This window comes from Pseudoroseicyclus sp. H15, assembly GCF_054353345.1.
In genome coordinates, this window is sequence record NZ_JBTHJE010000001.1 from 635,559 (window position 1) to 653,717 (window position 18,159).

Sequence of the window (18,159 nt, forward strand, 5' to 3'; positions counted from 1 at the left end):
CCTTTAGAAAACTAAACACTTCGTTTCACCCTACACTGGAAACTGACGAATTCTCTCTAGTTCCGGTCAGTCGCTGAACCGTTAACAGCCCGGGGCCATCACCGAATTGGCAAACGCCGCCCGCCGAGTGGCGACGACCGCTTGCCAAAAGCTCTAAGGCCTCAGCGTTTACGATGGGTTGAAGAGTGCGGCGTGGGGAGCGCCGCCTCAGCTTTCGTGGAAATGGGCGTAGATCTTCTCGGCCATCGCCTCGCTGATGCCGCCCACGGCCTTCAGATCGGCCAGGGCCGCGCCGCTCACTGCCTTGGCAGAGCCGAAATGCGCCAGCAAGGCGCGCTTGCGGGCGGCGCCGACGCCGGGCACCTCGTCGAGCGGGTTGGCCATGGTGGCCTTGGCGCGCTTGGCCCGGTGGGTGCCGATGGCGAAGCGGTGCGCCTCGTCGCGCAGGCGCTGGATGAAGTAGAGCACCGGGTCGTTGTGGCGCAGCGCCATCACGCGCTGGCCCTTTCGGTGGAACTCCTCCTTGCCGAGATCGCGGTCGACGCCCTTGGCGACGCCGATCATGGCGATGTCTTCCACCCCCAGCTCGGCCATCACCTCGTGGACGGCGCTTACCTGCCCGGCGCCGCCGTCGATGAGCAGAAGGTCGGGCCAGGTTTCGCCCTCACGGTTCGGGTCTTCCTTCAGCAGGCGCTGGAAGCGGCGGGTCAGCACCTCCTTCATCATACCGAAATCGTCGCCGTTCAGGCTTTCGTCCTTGATGTTGAACTTGCGGTACTGGCTTTTCTCGAAGCCCTCCGGCCCCGCCACGATCATCGCGCCGATGGCGTTGGTGCCCATGATGTGGCTGTTGTCGTAAACCTCCACGCGCCGCGGCACGGCGGCGAGCCCGAAGGCCTCCTGCACGCCCTCCAGCAGCCGTGCCTGCGTGGCGCTCTCGCTCATGCGACGGGCGAGGCTTTCGCGGGCGTTCTGGGCGGCGTGGCCGACAAGCTCGGCCTTTTCGCCCTTTTGCGGCACGGCGATCTGCACCCGGCGCCCGAGCTGCTCGCTCAGCGCCTCTTCCATCAGCGAGGGATCGTCGAGCCCCGTGTTGGTGAGGATCAGCCGGGGCGGCTCGTGGTTCTGGTAGAACTGGCCCAGGAAAGCCTGCATGATCTCGCTGGCATCCTCCTCGCCGTTCAGGCGGGGGTAGAAGTCGCGGTTGCCCCAGTTCTGGTTGGCCCGGATGAAGAAGACCTGCACACAGGCCTGGCCGCCATCGCGGTGCAGCGCGATGACATCGGCCTCGGGCACGCCCTGCGGGTTGATGCCCTGGTTCGTCTGCACCAGCGTCAGGGCACGAATGCGGTCGCGCAGGGCGGCGGCGCGCTCGAATTCCATCGCCTCGCTGGCGGCCTGCATCTCGCCCGCCAGCTGCGCCTGGATGGCGGTGGACTTACCGGTGAGATAGCGCTGCGCGTCCTTCACGCTGGCCATGTAATCCTCCTCCGAGATCAGCCCAACGCAGGGGGCCGAGCAGCGCCGGATCTGGTGGAGCAGGCAGGGGCGCGTGCGGCTTTCGAAGGTGCTGTCGGAGCAGTTGCGCAGCAGGAAGGCCTTCTGCAGCTGGTTGAGCACCCGGCGGACGGAGCCGGCACCGGCGAAGGGGCCGTAGTAATCGCCCTTCTCGGTCTTCGAGCCGCGGTGCAGCTTGATCTGCGGGAAGGCATGCTCATGGCTGACGAGGATGTTGGGGAAGCTCTTGTCGTCACGCAGCAGCACGTTGAAGCGCGGCTTGAGCTGCTTGATCAGGTTCTGCTCCAGCAGCAGCGCTTCCGTCTCTGTCCGCGTCGAGAGGAACATCATCGAGGCTGTGTCGGCGATCATGCGCGCGATGCGGGGCGAGTGCTGGCCGGGCCGCGAATAGGAGGAGACGCGGGCCTTCAGGTTCTTTGCCTTGCCGACGTAAAGCACCCGCGCTTCGGTATCGAGCATACGGTAGACGCCGGGCCCGGTGCCCAGCGTCTTGAGGTAGCCGGCGATCACGGCATACCCGGTTTTGGCGGGGGCCTTGCCCCCCTGTTCGGCTGAGTCGCTCATCACCTGATTCCCGCCTGCCGATTCCATTTAAGCACCCGGGGCGCAAGAACGAAGGCATCCACGACTTCTGTGGATAAGTCTGCGGACAAACTCCCGCGACCGGAGATTTTCCCTTGCCTACAACCCACTTCGTCACATTGCCCAACAAAGAGGCGCTTCTCTAAGGGGCTGTAAACGCTCGGGAAATTTATTACTGAATGGTAAACTTCTGGAATCATTACGGTTTTGTTACGGCTGCATGACAGGTGAGGACAAGTCGCCGGGGCAGGTGGCTGCGGGCCGTGTCAGGCCCAGCCGGCGCTGTCGAGCTTTTCCCACATCAGGTGCTGGCCGCCATCCACCACAATGGCCTGGCCGGTCACTGTGCGCGCCTCCAGCAGGTAGCGCAAAGCCCCGATGATATCGGCAGGATCGGTGCCCCGCCGCAGCGGCCCGGCAGTGCGGCGGGCGCGGAAGCGCTGCTCGGGCTCGTTCTCTGCCGGCAGGGTCGAGCCGGGGGCGATGCCGTTGACGCGCACCTTGGGGCCAAGGCCCTGCGCGGCGGTGCGGGTGAGCGCCCAGAGGCCCATCTTGCCGACCGTATAGGTCATCAGCGCCGGGCTGAGGTTGCGGATGCGCTGGTCGAGCATGTTAACGCAGAGCGCCTGGGCGATCTTCTCGCCGTGCTCGTCCTCCAGCGGCTCCGGCGCCTGCGCGGCGAAGGCCTGCAGCAGGAAGAGCGGCGCGCGCAGGTTGGTGGCGATGTTGATGTCCCAGCTCTCGGGCGTGGCCGTCTCGATCTTGTCGAACTGAAAGCCCGAGGCGTTGTTGACGAGGCAGGTCAGGGCGCCGCCGAGTGCCTCGGTAGCCTCCGGCACGATCTCGGCCACGCGGGCCTCGTCCATCAGGTCGGCCTGCACGACGGCAGCCTTGCGGCCCATGGCGCGGATCTCCTCCGCCGCCGCCTCGGCGCCGTCAGTGGAGTGGTTGCAATGCAGCGCCACGTCATGGCCGCTCTCGGCCAGCGCCAGCGCGATGGCCCGGCCGATGCGGGCGCCGGCGCCGGTGACGAGCGCCCGTTTGGGGGCGGGGTCACTCATAGCAGCACCACAAGGACGAAGCCGACGTAGAGGGCGAGGAAGGCCAGGCCCCAGAGCCGCGTGATGTCACGCCGGAAGTAGACCAGCGGCACCAGCAGCAGGCTGGAGACCAGCAGCATCGGGAAATCGGCCCAGAAGACCTCTGCCCCCACCGGGATGCGGCCGAACAGCGTGGCGGCGCCGAGGATGGCGAGCAGGTTGAAGAAGTTCGAGCCGATGACATTGCCGATGATCACATCGGTCTGCTTGCGCAGCGCGGCGGCGAAGGAGGTGGCCAGCTCGGGCAGCGAGGTGCCGATGGCCACAAGCGTAAGGCCGATCACGGTTTCCGACACGCCCCAGCGCAGGGCGATCTCGGTGGCCCCGGTCACCAGCAGGTTGGCGCCCACGGGCAGGCCGACGAGGCCGATGACGAGAAACATCCCGATCTTCCAGGCGCGCATGTCGGGGTCGGCGCCCTCAGGCTCCTCCGCCTCGGCCTCAGCCGCGCGGTTGGCGCGCCGCTCCTTCACGCCCTGGCGCCCGGTGATCCACAGGATCGCCGCCAGCGCGGCTAGTAGGATCACCCCGTCAAAGCGGAACAGCGCCCCGCCGATGGCGGCGAGCACCATGACAAGCAGCGTCGCGGCCAGCATCTGCAGGTAGGAGCTCTTCACGTCGATATTCTGCGCGCTGATCGTGGTGACGAGCGCCGGGATGCCGAGGATGAGCAGCACGTTCGCGATGTTCGAGCCAACCACGTTGCCCAAAGCCAGCCCCGGCGAGCCGTTCAGCACGGCGGCGACAGAGACGAGCAGTTCGGGCGCCGAGGTGCCGAAGGCCACGACGGTGAGCGAGACGATCAGGGCCGGGATGCCCAGCCGCAGCGACAGGTTCACCGCGCCCTTCACCAGCGCATCGCCGGCGAAGAGAAGGATCACCACGCCCGCGGCGACGAAGAGCCAGTCGATCATGCGTTCTCCTTGCCGCAGGGGCATGGGCCCTTGCCGATGCGGGGGCGCCCGCAGGCCGGGCAGGTGCCGCCCAGGCGCCGGGCGACGCCGCCGGGCAGCTTGGGAAAGCGGAGCTTGCCGAACATGGCGACGACGGCCATGAAGACGAGGAACAGCGTGATGATCTTGAAGATCATGCCCCGGTCAAAGCCCGAAACGGCCGAAGGCAAGCCGCGCCTCCAGGCTTTCCATGGCGCCGGCGGCGGCAGAGGCGCCGAAGCGGGCCATCAGCGACTTCTTCGGCCCGTAGGTGCGGAAGCGCGTCTTGTCGCCGAAGCGACGCTTCATCTCGGGCACCAGATGGCCAACGCCATCGGCGAGGCCCTTCTCGATGGCGTGGCGGCCGATCCAGATATTGCCGGTGAAGAGGTTCTCGCTCTCGTCGAGCTTGGGGCCGCGGCGGGATTTCACATGGGCGATGAACGCCTCGTGCAGCTGCTCCAGCCAGGTATTGAGCCGTGCGACGTCTTCTTCCTTCTCCGGGCGGAACGGGTCCATCAGGCTCTTGCTCTCGCCGGCGGTGTGCACGCGCCGCTCGATCCCGTGCCGCTCGATGAAGTCGTTGAGCCCGAACGAGGCGGCGATGACCCCGATGGAGCCGACCATCGAGGTGTCGTCGACGAAGATCTCGTCGGCCGCGCAGGCCAGCCAGTAGCCGCCCGAGGCCGCGACATCCTCGCAGAAGGCGAAGACGGGCACCTTCTTCTCTTCGCTGAGCCGCCGGATGCGACTGGCAATGAGAGAGGATTGCGCCGCCGAGCCGCCGGGGCAATTGATGGCGAGCGCCACGGCGGCAGGTTTGCCGCGCCGGAACGCCTTTTCGATCTGAGGCGCGAGGCCGTGATCGCTCAGCCCGGCGCGGGGGCCGGCCGAGGAAATGGCGCCCTCGAGGCGGATGATCGCGACGGTCGGGCGCGAGGCGCCGAAGAAACGGTTAAACATGGAAAAGGATGTAGGGTCTGGGGCCCTTCCCGGCAAGGCGGACCCGCTCGCTGGGAGGGGCTTGGCGGGCATGAGTCGCGATAGCGGAAGAGGTGGAGCGCCACCCCACGAGCCGGCGAGCGGGGTGGCGCCATTGGTTGGGTCTCCCGGGGGGCGGAAGACCCGCCGCCTTAGCTCCGCAGGCGCCAGCCGGTGCGGAAGATCCAGGCGATGACACCCAGGCAGATCGCCGTAAAGATCGCGATGGCAAACAGCGACACGCCCACCGCCACATCCGACTCGCCGAAGAAACTCCAGCGGAAGCCCGAGATCAGGTAGAACACCGGGTTGAGGTGGATCACCGTCTGCCAGAACGACGGCAGCATCGAGGCGGAGTAGAACGAGCCGCCAAGGAAGATCAGCGGCGTCAGGATCAGCTGCGGCACGAGGTTGAGCTGCTCGAAGCTGTTCGCCCAGATGCCGATGATGAACCCCAGAAGGGCGAAGCTCAGACAGGTGAGCAACAGGAACCCGAGCATCGCCAATGGGTGCTGAATGTTCAGATCGACGAAGAAGAACGACGTGCCAAGGATGATGGCCCCGATGATCAGCGCCTTCGTCATAGCCCCGCCGACAAGCCCCAGCGTGACCTCGAAGAAGTTCACCGGCGCGGCCAGCATCTCGTAGATCGCCCCCATGTATTTTGGGAAGTAGATCGAGATGGCCGAGTTGGTGGTGGCCTGCATCATCACGGTCAGCATGATGAGGCCCGGCACGATATAAGCGCCGTAGCTGACCCCCTCGACCTGGTCGATCCGGCTGCCGATGGCGGCGCCGAAGACGACGAAATAGAGCGAGGTGGAGATGACGGGCGCCACGAGCGATTGCACGATGGTGCGGCGGAAGCGCTGCATCTCGCGCTTGTAGATGGTGGCGACGGCGTGTCCGTTCATTCGGCCGCCTCCTTCTCGTTGTCGTCTTCATGCACGAGCCCGACGAAGATCTCCTCGAGGCTCGATTGCTTGGTCGACAGATCGGCCAGCTTCAGCCCCTCGTCGCGGATCGCGGTGAGCAGGCGGGTGATGCCGGTGCTGCCCGAGGTGCTGTCGTAGGTGTAGGAGAGCTGCTGCGGCCCCTCCATCACCACGCCGCGCTCGGCGAGGGCCGGGGGCAGCGTGCCCACCGGCTCTGCCAGCTCGATGGTCAGCGTCTTGTGCCCCATGCGGGCCATCAGCGTATCCTTGCGCTCCACCAGCCGGATCTCGCCGCCGGTGATGACGGCGATGCGGTCGGCCATCGCCTCGGCCTCTTCAAGGTAGTGGGTCGTCAGGATGATGGTGGTGCCGGCCTTGCGCAGCTCTTCGACCACTTCCCACATGCCCTTGCGCAGCTCGACATCGACACCGGCGGTCGGCTCATCGAGGAACAGCACGCTCGGCTCGTGAGAGAGCGCCTTGCCGATCAGCACCCGGCGCTTCATGCCGCCGGAGAGGGACATGACGTTGCCGTCCTTCTTGTCCCAGAGCGAGAGCTGTTTGAGCACCTTTTCGACATGCGCGTCATTGCGGGGCTTGCCCCAGAGGCCGCGGGTGAAGGCGATGGAATCCCAGACCTTCGCATACATGTCGATGTTCACTTCCTGCGGCACGATGCCGATCTGCCGGCGCGCGCCCTTCGGGTCTTTCGCGGCATCGATGCCGCCGACGCGAATGGTGCCGGAGGTCGGCTCGGTGATGCCGCAGATGGTGGAGATCAGCGTCGTCTTGCCGGCGCCATTGGGGCCGAGCAGGGCGAGGATCTCTCCTTCTTCGATGGTGAGCGAGACACCTTTCAGCGCCTCGAACCCGCCCTCATAGGTTTTCCTGAGGTTCTCGACCTCGATCATGGCCGCCATCGGCGCGCCTCCCTCGTTCACGGATTTTTTGCGCCCGCCAGGACGGTCGGGGCGTGGTGAGGGGTCAAATAGGGGTGAGCGCCGGATAGGCCAAGGGTTCAATGTATATTTATTGAGCAGTGGCAGAAGGGCCTTGCCCTCAACCTTTGTTGAGGCTGTAGCCGGCGCGGCCGCGCGCGGGGCGCCGCTATCAGCGCGAAAAGGCGGGTGCCGAGGGCGGAACGGGCGGCCCGTCTGCCCCGCAGGCAGCCAGCGCGGCGAGCAAGGCGGCGAGGGCCAGAAGCCTCACAGCGGGATTCCGATGGGCCCGAGGCCAAGCCCCAGCCCGCGCGGCCCGACGGTCACCCGAGCCGGGCTGCCCGGCTGGCCGACGCTGACACCCGGAGACACCCCGCCCGGCCCGGCGCTGACCGAGGCATTCGCGGTGGGCGGCACATTGGGGTCGCAGGCCGCGAGGGCGAAGAGGGCGAGGAGCGTGGCCGCGAGGCGGGTGGGTCGGGTCATGACGGGCTCCGGGGTGGGAGGTTCGGGGGAAGAGTAGCGCGGATGCGGCGACGTGCCATCCCCTGAGTGCGGGCGGTGGCCGTTGGTGGGCGTTCCTGCGCGAGGTCTCGGCTGTGTCCCCGCGCGGAATCAAGCCGCAGGCGCCGCGCGAGCGCCGGCCCGTCCCGGCGGGCTGGCGCTCTGGCTGATCTTGGCGCCTCGCTCGGAGCGGGGAGGGGTTTGGCGGGCATAAAGCGCACCAGAAGGACCGTTGCAGCGCCACCCCACGGGCCGGCGTGCAACCGGGGCGCCAGTTGGAGAGCGGTCCGGTAGGCAGCGTGGCATCCATTGGCCGGTGTGGGCGGTGGGTTACAAACCCAACCTACGCGGCCCGGTGGGGTGGGTTTTCAACCCACCTTCCCGGCCCCCTCAGCCCAGCAGTTCCTTCCACCGCTTCACCTGCGCCCGCACCTGCTCTGGCGCCGTCCCGCCATAGACCGTCCGGCTCGCCACCGAGTTCTCCACGCCGAGCACGCTGAAGACCCCCTCGGTGATCCCCTCGTGCGCCTCCCGCATTTCCTTTAGCGTCAGGTCCGGCAGGTCGCAGCCCTTGCCCTCGGCCTTCGCCACCAACGCGCCCGTCACGTGGTGCGCCTCCCGGAACGGCAGGCCCAGCTCGCGCACCAGCCAGTCGGCGAGGTCCGTCGCGGTGGAGAAGCCGAGCGCGGCGCTCGCCCGCATCGACTCGCGGTTGGGGATCATCGTGGCGACCATGCCCTCCATCGCGGCGAGCGACAGCAGAAGGTTGTCGGCGGCGTCGAAGACCTGCTCCTTGTCCTCCTGCATGTCCTTTCCGTAGGTCATCGGCAGGCCCTTCATCACCGTGAAGAGCGCCACCTGCGCGCCGAGGATGCGCCCGATCTTGCCGCGGATCAGCTCCGCCGCATCGGGGTTGCGCTTCTGCGGCATGATCGACGAGCCGGTCGACCACGCATCGCCCATCGCCACGAAGCGGAACTGGGCGGTCGACCAGATGACCATCTCTTCCGCCAGCCGGCTGAGATGCATCGCGCAGATGCTCGCGGCGCCGAGGTATTCCAGCGCGAAGTCGCGGTCGGCCACCGCATCCATGGAGTTCGCCATCGGCCGGTCGAAGCCGAGCGCCTCCGCCGTCATCTCGCGGTCGAGCGGGAAGGACGAACCGGCGAGCGCGGCGGCGCCGAGGGGGCTCTCGTTCATGCGCGCACGGGCATCGGCAAAGCGGGAGAGGTCGCGGTCGAACATCTCGACATAGGCCATCAGGTGGTGGCCGAAGGTCACCGGTTGGGCGACCTGCAGATGGGTGAAGCCGGGCATCACCGCGTCGGCGCATTCCTCGGCCCGCGCCACCAGCGCGCGGATGAGCTTGGTCAGCGCCTCGATCGCCGCGTCGCATTGGCCGCGCGTCCAGAGGCGGAAGTCGAGCGCCACCTGGTCGTTGCGGCTGCGGCCCGTGTGCAGGCGCCCGGCGGCCTCGCCGATCAGCGCCTTCAGGCGCGCCTCGACATTCATGTGAATGTCTTCCAGCGCGGTGGAATACTCGAAGTCACCGGCCTCGATCTCTGACTTGATCGTGAGCAGGCCTTCCCGGATCGCCTCGGCATCTTTATCCGAGACGATGCCGGCCTTGGCGAGCATCGCCGCATGGGCGCGGGAACCCTCGATATCCTCGGCGTAGAGACGCCGGTCGAAGGAGATCGAGGCGTTGATCGCCTCCATGATCGCATCGGGCCCGGCGGCGAAGCGCCCGCCCCACATGGCGTTGGAGGTTTTCGACATGGCTTTCTCTCTCCTGCGCGCTGCTCTGGTCGCCGCCTGTTATACCGCGGGGGGCCTTGCCGCAATTCCGGCGCAGGCGGCCGGGCTGGACGACCTGCTCACCGGCGACATGCGCAAGTTTGTGCTGGCCGAGCGCGATGTCTCGGGCGAGGCGTTCACCGGGCCGGAGGGGACGGAGCAGGTTCTGGCCGATTACGAGGGTCAGGTGCTGCTGGTGAACTTCTGGGCCACCTGGTGCGCCCCCTGCCGCGAAGAGATGCCCACGCTGGCCGCCCTGCAGGAAGATATGGGCAGCGAGGACTTCACGGTGCTGACCATCGCCACGGGGCGGAACCCGATGCCCGCGATCGAGAGCTTCCTCGCCGAGATCGGCGTGGAAGACCTGCCGGTGGCGCTCGACCCGCAGCAACGACTGGCGCGCGACATGGGCGTTCTCGGCCTGCCGATCACGGTGCTGATCGACGCTAATGGCCAAGAGGTCGGCCGTCTTATCGGCGGGGCGGATTGGAATTCGTCGGAGGCGCAGGCGCTGATCGCGGCGGTGATGGAGGGGTAGGGCGACCCTCGGCGGGGTCCGATCCGCCGTGGTTCTAATCTAGCTCACAGCTCAGTCCCCGGCCCGGAATCAGGGCCTTCAACCCGCCGCGTGAGCGCCGGCCCGTCCCGGCGGGCTAGCGCTCTGTTGCCGTCGGTGCACAGCACGCCGCGAGCAGGGGTGTGGCTGGCATAAAGCGAGGTAGCGGTGAGGTTCTGGCGCCACCCCACGGGCCGGCGTTAGGCGTGGTCTCCAGACCCGCCGTCCCCGGAACTCCCAGCTGAAGGGAAATGCCCCCCTCAGCCGCCCACCCACGACAGTGCCAGGAAGCATGCCGCCGACAGCAGCGCCGCCGCAGGCACCGTCACCAGCCATGCCGCGATGATCGTCAGGAAATGCGAGCGGCGCACCAGCTTGCGGCGGCCGCGCTCCTCGGCGGCGATACGGTCTGCCGGCGGCAGGTCGATGCGCAGCTTGCGCGCCCTCCGCGCCGTGTCCCACTCCCGGAAGAAGCCCACGCCGAAGACGCCGCCCACCGCGATATGCGTTGAGCTCACCGGCAAGCCGGCCCAGGAGGCGGCGATCACCGTGACTGCGGCGGAGAGCGCCACGCAATAGGCCCGCATCGGGTTGAGCTTGGTGATCTGGTTGCCGACCATGCCGATCAGCTTCGGCCCGAAGAAGATCAGCCCGAACGAGATGCCGAAGGCGCCGATGACCATCACCCAGACGGGGATGGAGACCTCGGAGGCGACCCCCGCGCTGTCTTGCGCATGCACCACCGCCGCCAGCGGCCCCACCGCGTTGGCCACATCATTGGCGCCATGCGCGAAGGAAAGGAGCGCCGCCGACAGCACCAGCGGCAGGCGGAACAGCACCTTGAGCGAGCGGTTGCGGTTCTCCAGCCCCACCGATTGCCGGCGCACCAGCGGCACCGAGGCCAGGCCGAGCACCAGCCCGACACCGGCGCCGATCATCAGCGCCATCGGCATGTCGATATGAATGACGCGCTTGAGACCCTTCAGCGACAGATAGGCGGCGAAAGCCGCGGCCATCACGCCGATGAGCACGGGCACCCAGATGCGGGCGGCGGCGATCTTGTCGGGCACGTAGATGATGCGCCACTTGATGAAGGCCAGCATCGCGGCTGCGATCACGCCGCCCAGTACCGGGGAGATCACCCAGCTCGCTGCAATTCCGCCCATCGTCGGCCAGCTCACTGCCGACAGACCCGCTGCCGCGATGCCCGCGCCCATCACCCCGCCCACGACGCTATGCGTCGTCGAGACGGGCGCGCCGATCCATGTGGCGAGATTGACCCAGATGGCCGAGGAGAGCAGCGCCGCCAGCATCGCCCAGATGAACACGCTGTGCCCGCTCTCACCGCCGCCGGCGAGGCTCGCCGGGTCGATGATGCCCTTCGAGATCGTGTCGACCACGTCGCCACCGGCGATCAGCGCGCCCGCACTCTCGAAGATGGCGGCAATGGCGATGGCGCCGGCCATCGACAGCGCGCGGGCGCCCACGGCTGGCCCCATGTTGTTGGCCACGTCATTGGCGCCGATGTTCAGCGCCATATAGGCGCCGAAGGCCGCCGCCACGATGACGGCAAGCGAGCCGCTGTCGGCGCCGGTCAGAACCACCGCGGCCAGCGCGGCCAGCGCCACGAAGACCATCGACAGCCCAATGCCCACGAGCGGCCGGGCGGCGTAAAGGCCGGCGGCCTCCAGACGGGAGAGGCGGTTGAGGTCGCGGTCGAGCGTCGACCAGGCAGGTTCGTCGGCGGCGCTGGGGCGCAGCTCCTCGGGGCCCTTCACCGGGCCCGGCCCTTCTTGCGGGCGGCCTTGCGGCGAGCCTCGTCGGCTTGGGCCGCCTCCGCCGCGCGCATATGCGCCGGCAGCTCGCGCAGCAGCGCCTTCAGCTCGGGCTCCTGCACGGCCTCGGCGGCCTCCTCCGGGCTCACCCAGCGGCGCTCGCGGCGGCCGGCCTCGGGATAGGCATCATGCAGCTTGGCGGTTTTCAGGGCGTAGACATCCACGACCGTGGCCGCGGGCAGCCCGCCCGAGAGGCGCTTGGCATAGCGGTAGCTGCCGATCTTCATGGGCCGGTCGCCGCCCGCCCATTTCACCCCGGCCTCTTCCCAAGCCTCGGCCATGGCGGTGCCGGCGGCATCCACGCCCGAATGCGGCCAGCCCTTGGGCAGGATCCAGCGCTTCGTCTCCAGCGAGGTGACCAGCAGCACCTCCAGCCCGCCGGCCGTCTCGCGATAGCACAGCGCCGCCACCTGAAAGCGTGGCGGGCGCCCGAGCACGGGCGAGATGTAATCGGTCCACAGACGTTGAAGCATGAATGCAGGGGCCTCCGGGGCTGGCATTCGGCAGGGTCTAACCGCTCAGGCCCCTGTCGCGCAACCTTTGGCACTGGGCCCGCGCCCCGCTCAGGCACGCCCGGAGCTGGAGGAGAGGCCCGCCGGGTCGATCCCCAGCCCCTTGAGCGCGGCGGCCCATTTGTGCTCGGCGGCGCGGCCGAAGAGGATCTCGCCCCGCGCCGGCGCTGTCAGCCAGTCGTTGCGGGCCAGCTCTTCTTCCAGCTGCCCCGGGCCCCAGCCGGCATATCCGAGCGCCATCATGCTGTGCTGCGGACCCGTGCCCTCTGCAATGTCGCGCAGGATGTCGGTGGTCGCGCTCATGGCGACCTCTCCATCCACAGGCAATGTCGCCTCGCCGCCCTCGTAATCAGCGCTGTGCAGCACGAAGCCGCGCTGCGGCTCGACCGGCCCGCCAAAATGCACGCGGATGTCGCCCATGCCGCCGCCGGGCTCGATGCCGAGCTGGCGCAGAAGCTCGGCGAAGCGGATCTCGGGGGTCGGCTTGTTGACGATCAGCCCCAGCGCGCCGTCTTCGCCATGCGCGCAGATATAGACGACCGCGCGCGAGAAGCGCGGGTCGCCCATGTCGGGCAGGGCGACCAGAAGCTGGCCGGCCAGGGAAGTCGAGGTGTCGTCCATGCCCCAGATGATGTGATGCGGCCCGGCCACGTGCAAGGGCCGCTTACACGCGCTGTCGCGTCAACGTGACTTCCCATTTCGCCCTGCCTTGCCGAAGACAACTCCCGTGATACGCGCCCTTGCCCTGACCTTTTGCCTGCTCCTCGCCCCCGGCCTCGCCGCGGCCTGGGATGTCGACGATGCCGTCGAGCTGAGCGTGCTGCCCGGCTGGCGGCAGGCCGACGGCACCCATATGGCGGCGCTGCGCATTTCGCTGGCGCCGGGTTGGAAGACCTACTGGCGCGCGCCCGGCGACGCCGGCATCCCGCCCGAATTCGTCTTCTCCGACTCGACCAACCTCGCCGCCATCCGCCCGCACTGGCCGGTGCCCGAAATCTTCGAAGAGGGCGGCATGCGCTCGATCGGCTACAGCGGCGAGCTGATCCTGCCGCTGGAGCTGGTGCCAGACGGGCCGAGCGACATCCGCCTGCATGGCGAGGTCGAGCTTGGCATCTGCGAGGAGATCTGCGTGCCGGTGCTCCTGGACGTCTCCGCCCTGCTGCCGGCAGAGGGCAGCCGCGACGGCGCCATCGTGGGCGCCCTGCTAAACGAGCCGCTCAGCGCCTCGGCGGCGGGGGTCACCGCCGTCTCCTGCCAGATCCGCCCGGCGGAAGAGGGGCTGGAGGTGGTTGCCGAGGTCACAATGCCGCCGCTCGGCGCAGGCGAGGCCGCCGCCATCGAGGCCGGCCCGGGCATCTGGGTCTCCGAGCCGGAGCTGGTGCGCACCGGCGACACCCTGCGCCTCACCGCCCGCCTCGTCGACACCGCGGGCCGCCAGGTGACGGTAGAGCGCAGCGCCCTGCGCCTGACGCTCTTTGGCGGCGGACAGGCGGCGGATATCCGGGGCTGCCCGGCGCCTTAGGGCAGGTTTATCTCGGGTGTCCATGCGGGCCAGGGGCTGCCCGCTCGTTAAGAAATCCTTGCATCGATGGCGACAGCAGCGTTCCTGGGGGCATGGTGAAGCTCGTCCTCCTCCACAAGGCTGACTCGATCTACGAGGATGAGCCGGACGTCGTGTATGACTTCCCGCGCTCCTATCTGAAGGCCGTTCAGGAGGCCGTGGGCGACTGGATTGTCTACTACGAGCCAGTGAAGGCGGGCCCGCGTGGTTACTTCGCCGTTGCCAGGATTGAGCGGGTCATCCCCAAGCCGGGCGCAGAGGGGCGGTTCCTCGCCATGATCGAGCCGGGGAGCTTCCTTCCCTTCGACCGGGAGGTGCCGCGGCTGATGAACGGCCGCCTGATGGAGGCGGCCCTGACCGAACCGGATGGAACGCCGAAGACCGGCGGTGCAGTGCAGCTCGCCGTCCGGCGCCTGCCCGATACCGACTTCGCCCGCATCGTGAACCTCGGCCTCCCGCAGGACCTGGAGCGTTTGGAGGCGGCGCGCTACGAACCACAACCTGCTGAGCTCTCCGAAGGAGCGGAGACCTTCGAGCGCCCGGTGCTGGAGCGGCTGACCCGCAGGCCCTACCGCGATGTCGCGTTCCGCCGGAAGGTGCGCGAGGCTTACGGGTATCGCTGTGCGATGTCGGGCCTCATGCTGCGCAATGGCGGCGGGCGGCCGGAGGTGGATGCTGCACATATCCGTCCTGTCAAAAGTCATGGCAGCGATTCCGTTCGCAACGGGCTCGCGCTCTCGGGCACCCTGCACTGGATGTTTGACCGGGGCCTGATCTCTGTCGCTGAGGATTGCGAGACGATCCTCGTCTCTCACAACAAGGTGCCGGGCGATGTGGTGGGGCGCCTGCTCGCGACGGACGGCAAGCTGATTGCCCCGGCCGACCCTCGGAACGCGCCGCATCCCGAAAACCTGAAGTGGCACCGTGAGAACGTCTTTGGCCGGTCGATGCCGGAGGACCAGGCTCCCTGGGAGACTAGCGGCGGCCTCACGCCCTAGGCATGGGCCCCCTTCAGTCGAACGCCTGCGTGACACGCCCCAGCAGCATGAAGGCGCGGGCGGTGCGGGTTTCTGTCAGGGCGGCGAGCTCTTCGTCGGTGAGTTCGGGTTCGATCTCGCCGAGGATGCGGTCGAACAGGCGCATGAAATGGTGGGCGGCGTCGCGGAAGATGGTGTCTTCGCGCATCCGGCCGATGGTCAGCGCCAGGCAGGCGCGGTCGCGGATGCCGCCAAGGCCCGAGACGAGGCCGCCGCGCTCTCCCACCGCGAAGCGGCGCCAGATCTCGGGGCGGGCGCGGTCGGGCTTCAGATCGTCCATGTAGATGCCCTCCTGGCTGAGGAGGGTCAGCACATCCTGGCTGGCTTGGATGAGTTGACGGGCGCGCCTGTCTTTCAGTGCGCGTCGAAGGGCTGAGAAACCGGCCTCGTCGCCCTCGTTGTCGGGGAAGTTCAGGGCGCGGATGAAGTCGCCCAGTGGCAGCGGGGGCCCAAGCTCGTCGGCCGGGGTGCCGAGGGCGAGGCGCGGCTGGGCCTCGGCTGCCTCCGCCGGCGGGTCGGGCAGGCGGTTTCGGCGGGAGGAGAAGGTGAGCGGCGGCTCGGGTAGCGCCTCGGGCGCGGGGGCCGGCGTGGGCTGTGGAGCCACAGGCAGGCTGGCGCCGCGCGACTGGCGCTCCTCGATATAATCATGGCGGATCGCGTCGATCGCGGCCTGCAGGCGGCGCGATTCCTCTCGCACGATGCGGGCAGAGCGCACGGCGGCAGCGACCATCCAGATGACGGCCAGCGGCAGGATCACCGCCATCACCGCGATGATCGTGCCCAGCGTCTCTTCCGCCACCCCCTCGGGCCGCAGGAAGAACCAGCCGGCGGCCAGTGCGATCCACAAGAGCGAGAGGCCGAGCGCCACAACGTCGCCGCCCGAGAGGGTCGGGCGGGCCGGGGGCGCCAGATCGAGACCGGGATCGTGAGGCTGGCCGGGCATGGGCCCCTCCGCGAGGTCAGATATAGCTGATCTTGAGGATCTCGTAGGCCTTGTCGCCGCCGGGCGTATGCACCTCGACGCTGTCGCCCTCTTCCTTGCCGATGAGGGCGCGGGCGAGCGGCGACTTCATGTTGAGCTTGCCCTTCTCGATATCGGCCTCGTATTCGCCGACGATCTGGTAGGTCTTCTCTTCGTCGGTATCCTCGTCGACCAGCTCGACGGTGGCGCCGAACTTGACGGGGCCTGAGAGCTTTTTGGGGTCGATCACATCGGCGAGCGAGATGACGCTCTCGAGCTCCTTGATGCGGCCCTCGATGAAGCTCTGCTTTTCTTTCGCGGAATGGTATTCGGCATTCTCGGACAGGTCGCCATGCTCGCGCGCCTCGGAGATGGCGCGGATGATGGTCGGGCGTTCGACGCTTTTCAGCTGTTTCAGCTCGCCGTCGATCTTGTCGTAGCCGGCGCGCGTCAGCGGTATCTTGTCCATGATGGCCATCCTGCGTTTCGCTCCTAGTCGAGCCGGTTTTCTAACGGCGTTCAAGGCCCCAAAGTCAAGTCTGCCCGTTCGGTGGGCCCCGATCGGCCGGCCAGCGCGCCGCAGCGTCGCCAGGGGGCGACAGATTGCTGCGGCGCGGGAAATTGGGTAACCGAACAGGGCAGTTGCCCTTTGGGAGAGCGAGATGAGCCAGCCTGAGCGCGAGTCCATGGAATACGACGTCGTCATTGTCGGCGCCGGCCCGGCCGGCCTGTCGGCGGCGATCCGGCTGAAGCAGCTCGACCCCGAGTGCAACGTGGTGGTGCTGGAAAAGGGCTCCGAGATCGGGGCGCATATCCTTTCGGGCGCCGTGCTCGACCCCTCGGGCCTCGACCGGCTGTTCCCCGACTGGCGCGACATGGATGCACCGATCACCGTGAAGGTGAAGAAGGACCGCTTCTACATGCTCGGCGAGGGGGGCGGCATCCGCATCCCCAACTGGATCATGCCGCCGCTCATGAACAACCACGGCAATTACATCGTCTCGATGGGCAATGTCTGCCGCTGGCTGGCCGAACAGGCCGAGGCGCTGGGCGTGGAGATCTTCCCCGGCATGTCCTGCTCGCAGCTCGTCTGGGGTGAGGATGGCCGCCTGGCGGGCGTGGTGGCCGGTGAATTCGGGCTGAACCCCGATGGCACGCCGTCTGACGCCTACGAGCCGGGTATGGAGCTGCTAGGCAAGTACGTCTTCCTCTCCGAGGGCGCGCGCGGCTCGCTCTCGAAAGAGGCGATCGAGAAGCTGAACCTGCGCGAGGGGCACGACGTGCAGAAGTTCGGCCTCGGCATGAAAGAGATCTGGGAGGTGCCGGACGACGTGCATGACGAGGGCCTCGTGATGCACACGATGGGCTGGCCGCTCGGCAAGCGCGGCACCGGCGGCTCCTTCATGTATCACCTTGATAAAAATCAGGTTTACGTCGGCTTCATCGTCGATCTGAATTACAAGAACCCCTATCTCTACCCCTACATGGAGTTCCAGCGCTTCAAGCATCACCCGCGGGTGGCGAAGGTGCTGGAGCGGGGCAAGCGGGTGGCCTATGGCGCCCGCGCGGTGACGAAGGGCGGCTATCAGTCGATCCCCACCTCGGCCTTCCCCGGCGGCGCGCTGCTGGGCTGCGCCTCGGGGCTGGTGAACCTGCCGCGCATCAAGGGCAACCACAACGCCATGCATTCCGGCATCGCGGCGGCTGAGGCGGCCCATGCGGCGCTGGCGGCGGGCCGCGCCGGCGACACGCTTGAGGATTACGACGCCGCCCTGCGCGAGGGGCCGGTGGGCAAGGACCTTTCCAAGGTGCGCAACGTGGCGCCGCTCAACGCGCGCTTCGGCCCCTTCGGCGGGCTGGTGCTGGGCGGCTTCGACATGTGGTGCCGCACGCTGCTGGGCGTCTCGCCCTTCGGCACGATGAAGCACGGCAAGACCGATGCAGAAGCGACCGAGCCGGCCGAGAAGCACAAGCGCATCGACTACCCCAAGCCCGACGGCAAGCTCAGCTTCGACCGGCTGACCAACGTGGCCTACTCCTTCACGAATCACGAAGAGAGCCAGCCCGCGCATCTGAAGCTGAAGGACCCCTCGGTGCCGATCCAGCACAACCTGCCGATCTATGGCGAGCCTGCGCGGCTGTACTGCCCGGCGGGCGTGTATGAGGTGGTGGAGGACGAGGCGGGCCCGAAGTTCGTGATCAACTTCCAGAACTGCGTGCACTGCAAGACCTGCGACATCAAAGATCCGGCGCAGAACATCAAATGGACGGTGCCGCAGGGCGGCGACGGGCCGAATTACCCGAACATGTAGGCAAGCGCCCGCCGGGGCCGCTTGCGCCCCGGCACGGCAATTGCCCTGACGGCCCCCTCTGGCTAGCCTGACCCGCAGGACAGCAAGCCAGAAGGGGT

The 18,159-nt window shown here is 67.8% G+C and carries 18 protein-coding genes; 4 read left to right on the forward strand and 14 right to left on the reverse strand.

Translation table 11 applies throughout. The features are described from left to right. Window positions 1-207: 207 nt before the first annotated feature. From uvrC to argH, 9 genes are all read right to left on the reverse strand, one after another. Window positions 208-2,082, reverse strand: coding sequence for an excinuclease ABC subunit UvrC (gene uvrC / locus ACXN5S_RS02995; RefSeq protein WP_458603897.1), 1,875 nt, complete (start codon window positions 2,080-2,082; stop codon window positions 208-210). A 284-nt stretch (window positions 2,083-2,366) separates the two neighbouring features. Then, window positions 2,367-3,161 (reverse strand): SDR family oxidoreductase, encoded by a 795-nt coding sequence (locus tag ACXN5S_RS03000; protein WP_458603898.1) that lies wholly within the window; start codon window positions 3,159-3,161, stop codon window positions 2,367-2,369. Next, a complete protein-coding gene (locus tag ACXN5S_RS03005) occupies window positions 3,158-4,114 on the reverse strand; it encodes a calcium/sodium antiporter (protein ID WP_458603899.1) in 957 nt (318 codons plus the stop codon). The genes ACXN5S_RS03000 and ACXN5S_RS03005 overlap by 4 nt, the downstream gene beginning before the upstream one ends. Continuing rightward, window positions 4,111-4,290: a hypothetical protein gene (locus ACXN5S_RS03010; protein WP_458603900.1), complete on the reverse strand. Its 180-nt coding sequence runs from the start codon at window positions 4,288-4,290 to the stop codon at window positions 4,111-4,113. The genes ACXN5S_RS03005 and ACXN5S_RS03010 overlap by 4 nt, the downstream gene beginning before the upstream one ends. Before the next feature lie 7 nt (window positions 4,291-4,297). After that, complete coding sequence (locus tag ACXN5S_RS03015; RefSeq protein ID WP_458603901.1) at window positions 4,298-5,095, reverse strand: S49 family peptidase; 798 nt, start codon at window positions 5,093-5,095, stop codon at window positions 4,298-4,300. Window positions 5,096-5,265: 170 nt separating this feature from the next. Beyond that, window positions 5,266-6,027, reverse strand: a complete 762-nt coding sequence (locus ACXN5S_RS03020; protein ID WP_458603902.1) for an ABC transporter permease — start codon at window positions 6,025-6,027, stop codon at window positions 5,266-5,268. Next, window positions 6,024-6,968 carry an ABC transporter ATP-binding protein gene (locus tag ACXN5S_RS03025; RefSeq protein ID WP_458603903.1) on the reverse strand — a complete coding sequence of 315 codons (945 nt, stop codon included), beginning with the start codon at window positions 6,966-6,968 and terminating at the stop codon, window positions 6,024-6,026. Before ACXN5S_RS03025 ends, ACXN5S_RS03020 begins: the two co-directional genes overlap by 4 nt. 285 nt (window positions 6,969-7,253) lie before the next feature. Beyond that, window positions 7,254-7,472 (reverse strand): hypothetical protein, encoded by a 219-nt coding sequence (locus ACXN5S_RS03030; protein WP_458603904.1) that lies wholly within the window; start codon window positions 7,470-7,472, stop codon window positions 7,254-7,256. A 408-nt stretch (window positions 7,473-7,880) separates the two neighbouring features. Beyond that, complete coding sequence (gene argH / locus ACXN5S_RS03035) at window positions 7,881-9,269, reverse strand: argininosuccinate lyase (RefSeq protein ID WP_458603905.1); 1,389 nt, start codon at window positions 9,267-9,269, stop codon at window positions 7,881-7,883. On the opposite strand from argH, the gene ACXN5S_RS03040 reads away from it, so the two are divergent. Continuing rightward, window positions 9,268-9,825, forward strand: a complete 558-nt coding sequence (locus ACXN5S_RS03040) for a TlpA family protein disulfide reductase (RefSeq protein WP_458603906.1) — start codon at window positions 9,268-9,270, stop codon at window positions 9,823-9,825. The genes argH and ACXN5S_RS03040 overlap by 2 nt on opposite strands. 278 nt (window positions 9,826-10,103) lie before the next feature. On the opposite strand, the gene ACXN5S_RS03045 is transcribed toward ACXN5S_RS03040, so the two are convergent. From ACXN5S_RS03045 to ACXN5S_RS03055, 3 genes are all read right to left on the reverse strand, one after another. Then, window positions 10,104-11,621, reverse strand: a complete 1,518-nt coding sequence (locus tag ACXN5S_RS03045; RefSeq protein WP_458603907.1) for an inorganic phosphate transporter — start codon at window positions 11,619-11,621, stop codon at window positions 10,104-10,106. After that, window positions 11,618-12,151: an NUDIX hydrolase gene (locus ACXN5S_RS03050; protein ID WP_458603908.1), complete on the reverse strand. Its 534-nt coding sequence runs from the start codon at window positions 12,149-12,151 to the stop codon at window positions 11,618-11,620. Before ACXN5S_RS03050 ends, ACXN5S_RS03045 begins: the two co-directional genes overlap by 4 nt. A gap of 90 nt (window positions 12,152-12,241) precedes the next feature. Next, window positions 12,242-12,811: a YqgE/AlgH family protein gene (locus ACXN5S_RS03055; RefSeq protein WP_458603909.1), complete on the reverse strand. Its 570-nt coding sequence runs from the start codon at window positions 12,809-12,811 to the stop codon at window positions 12,242-12,244. A 106-nt stretch (window positions 12,812-12,917) separates the two neighbouring features. Between ACXN5S_RS03055 and ACXN5S_RS03060 the strand changes: the two genes are divergently transcribed. Both ACXN5S_RS03060 and ACXN5S_RS03065 read left to right on the forward strand, forming a co-directional pair. Continuing rightward, entirely contained in the window at window positions 12,918-13,712 is a 795-nt protein-coding gene (locus ACXN5S_RS03060; protein ID WP_458603910.1) for a protein-disulfide reductase DsbD domain-containing protein, read from the forward strand. A gap of 92 nt (window positions 13,713-13,804) precedes the next feature. Beyond that, window positions 13,805-14,749: an HNH endonuclease gene (locus ACXN5S_RS03065; protein WP_458603911.1), complete on the forward strand. Its 945-nt coding sequence runs from the start codon at window positions 13,805-13,807 to the stop codon at window positions 14,747-14,749. A 13-nt stretch (window positions 14,750-14,762) separates the two neighbouring features. On the opposite strand, the gene ACXN5S_RS03070 is transcribed toward ACXN5S_RS03065, so the two are convergent. Together ACXN5S_RS03070 and greA are read right to left on the reverse strand one after the other, a co-directional pair. Beyond that, window positions 14,763-15,731 (reverse strand): hypothetical protein, encoded by a 969-nt coding sequence (locus tag ACXN5S_RS03070; RefSeq protein ID WP_458603912.1) that lies wholly within the window; start codon window positions 15,729-15,731, stop codon window positions 14,763-14,765. 16 nt (window positions 15,732-15,747) lie between these two features. Then, entirely contained in the window at window positions 15,748-16,218 is a 471-nt protein-coding gene (gene greA / locus ACXN5S_RS03075; protein ID WP_458603913.1) for a transcription elongation factor GreA, read from the reverse strand. Between the two features lie 193 nt (window positions 16,219-16,411). On the opposite strand from greA, the gene ACXN5S_RS03080 reads away from it, so the two are divergent. After that, window positions 16,412-18,061, forward strand: coding sequence for an electron transfer flavoprotein-ubiquinone oxidoreductase (locus ACXN5S_RS03080; protein WP_458603914.1), 1,650 nt, complete (start codon window positions 16,412-16,414; stop codon window positions 18,059-18,061). The last annotated feature ends 98 nt before the right edge of the window (window positions 18,062-18,159 follow it).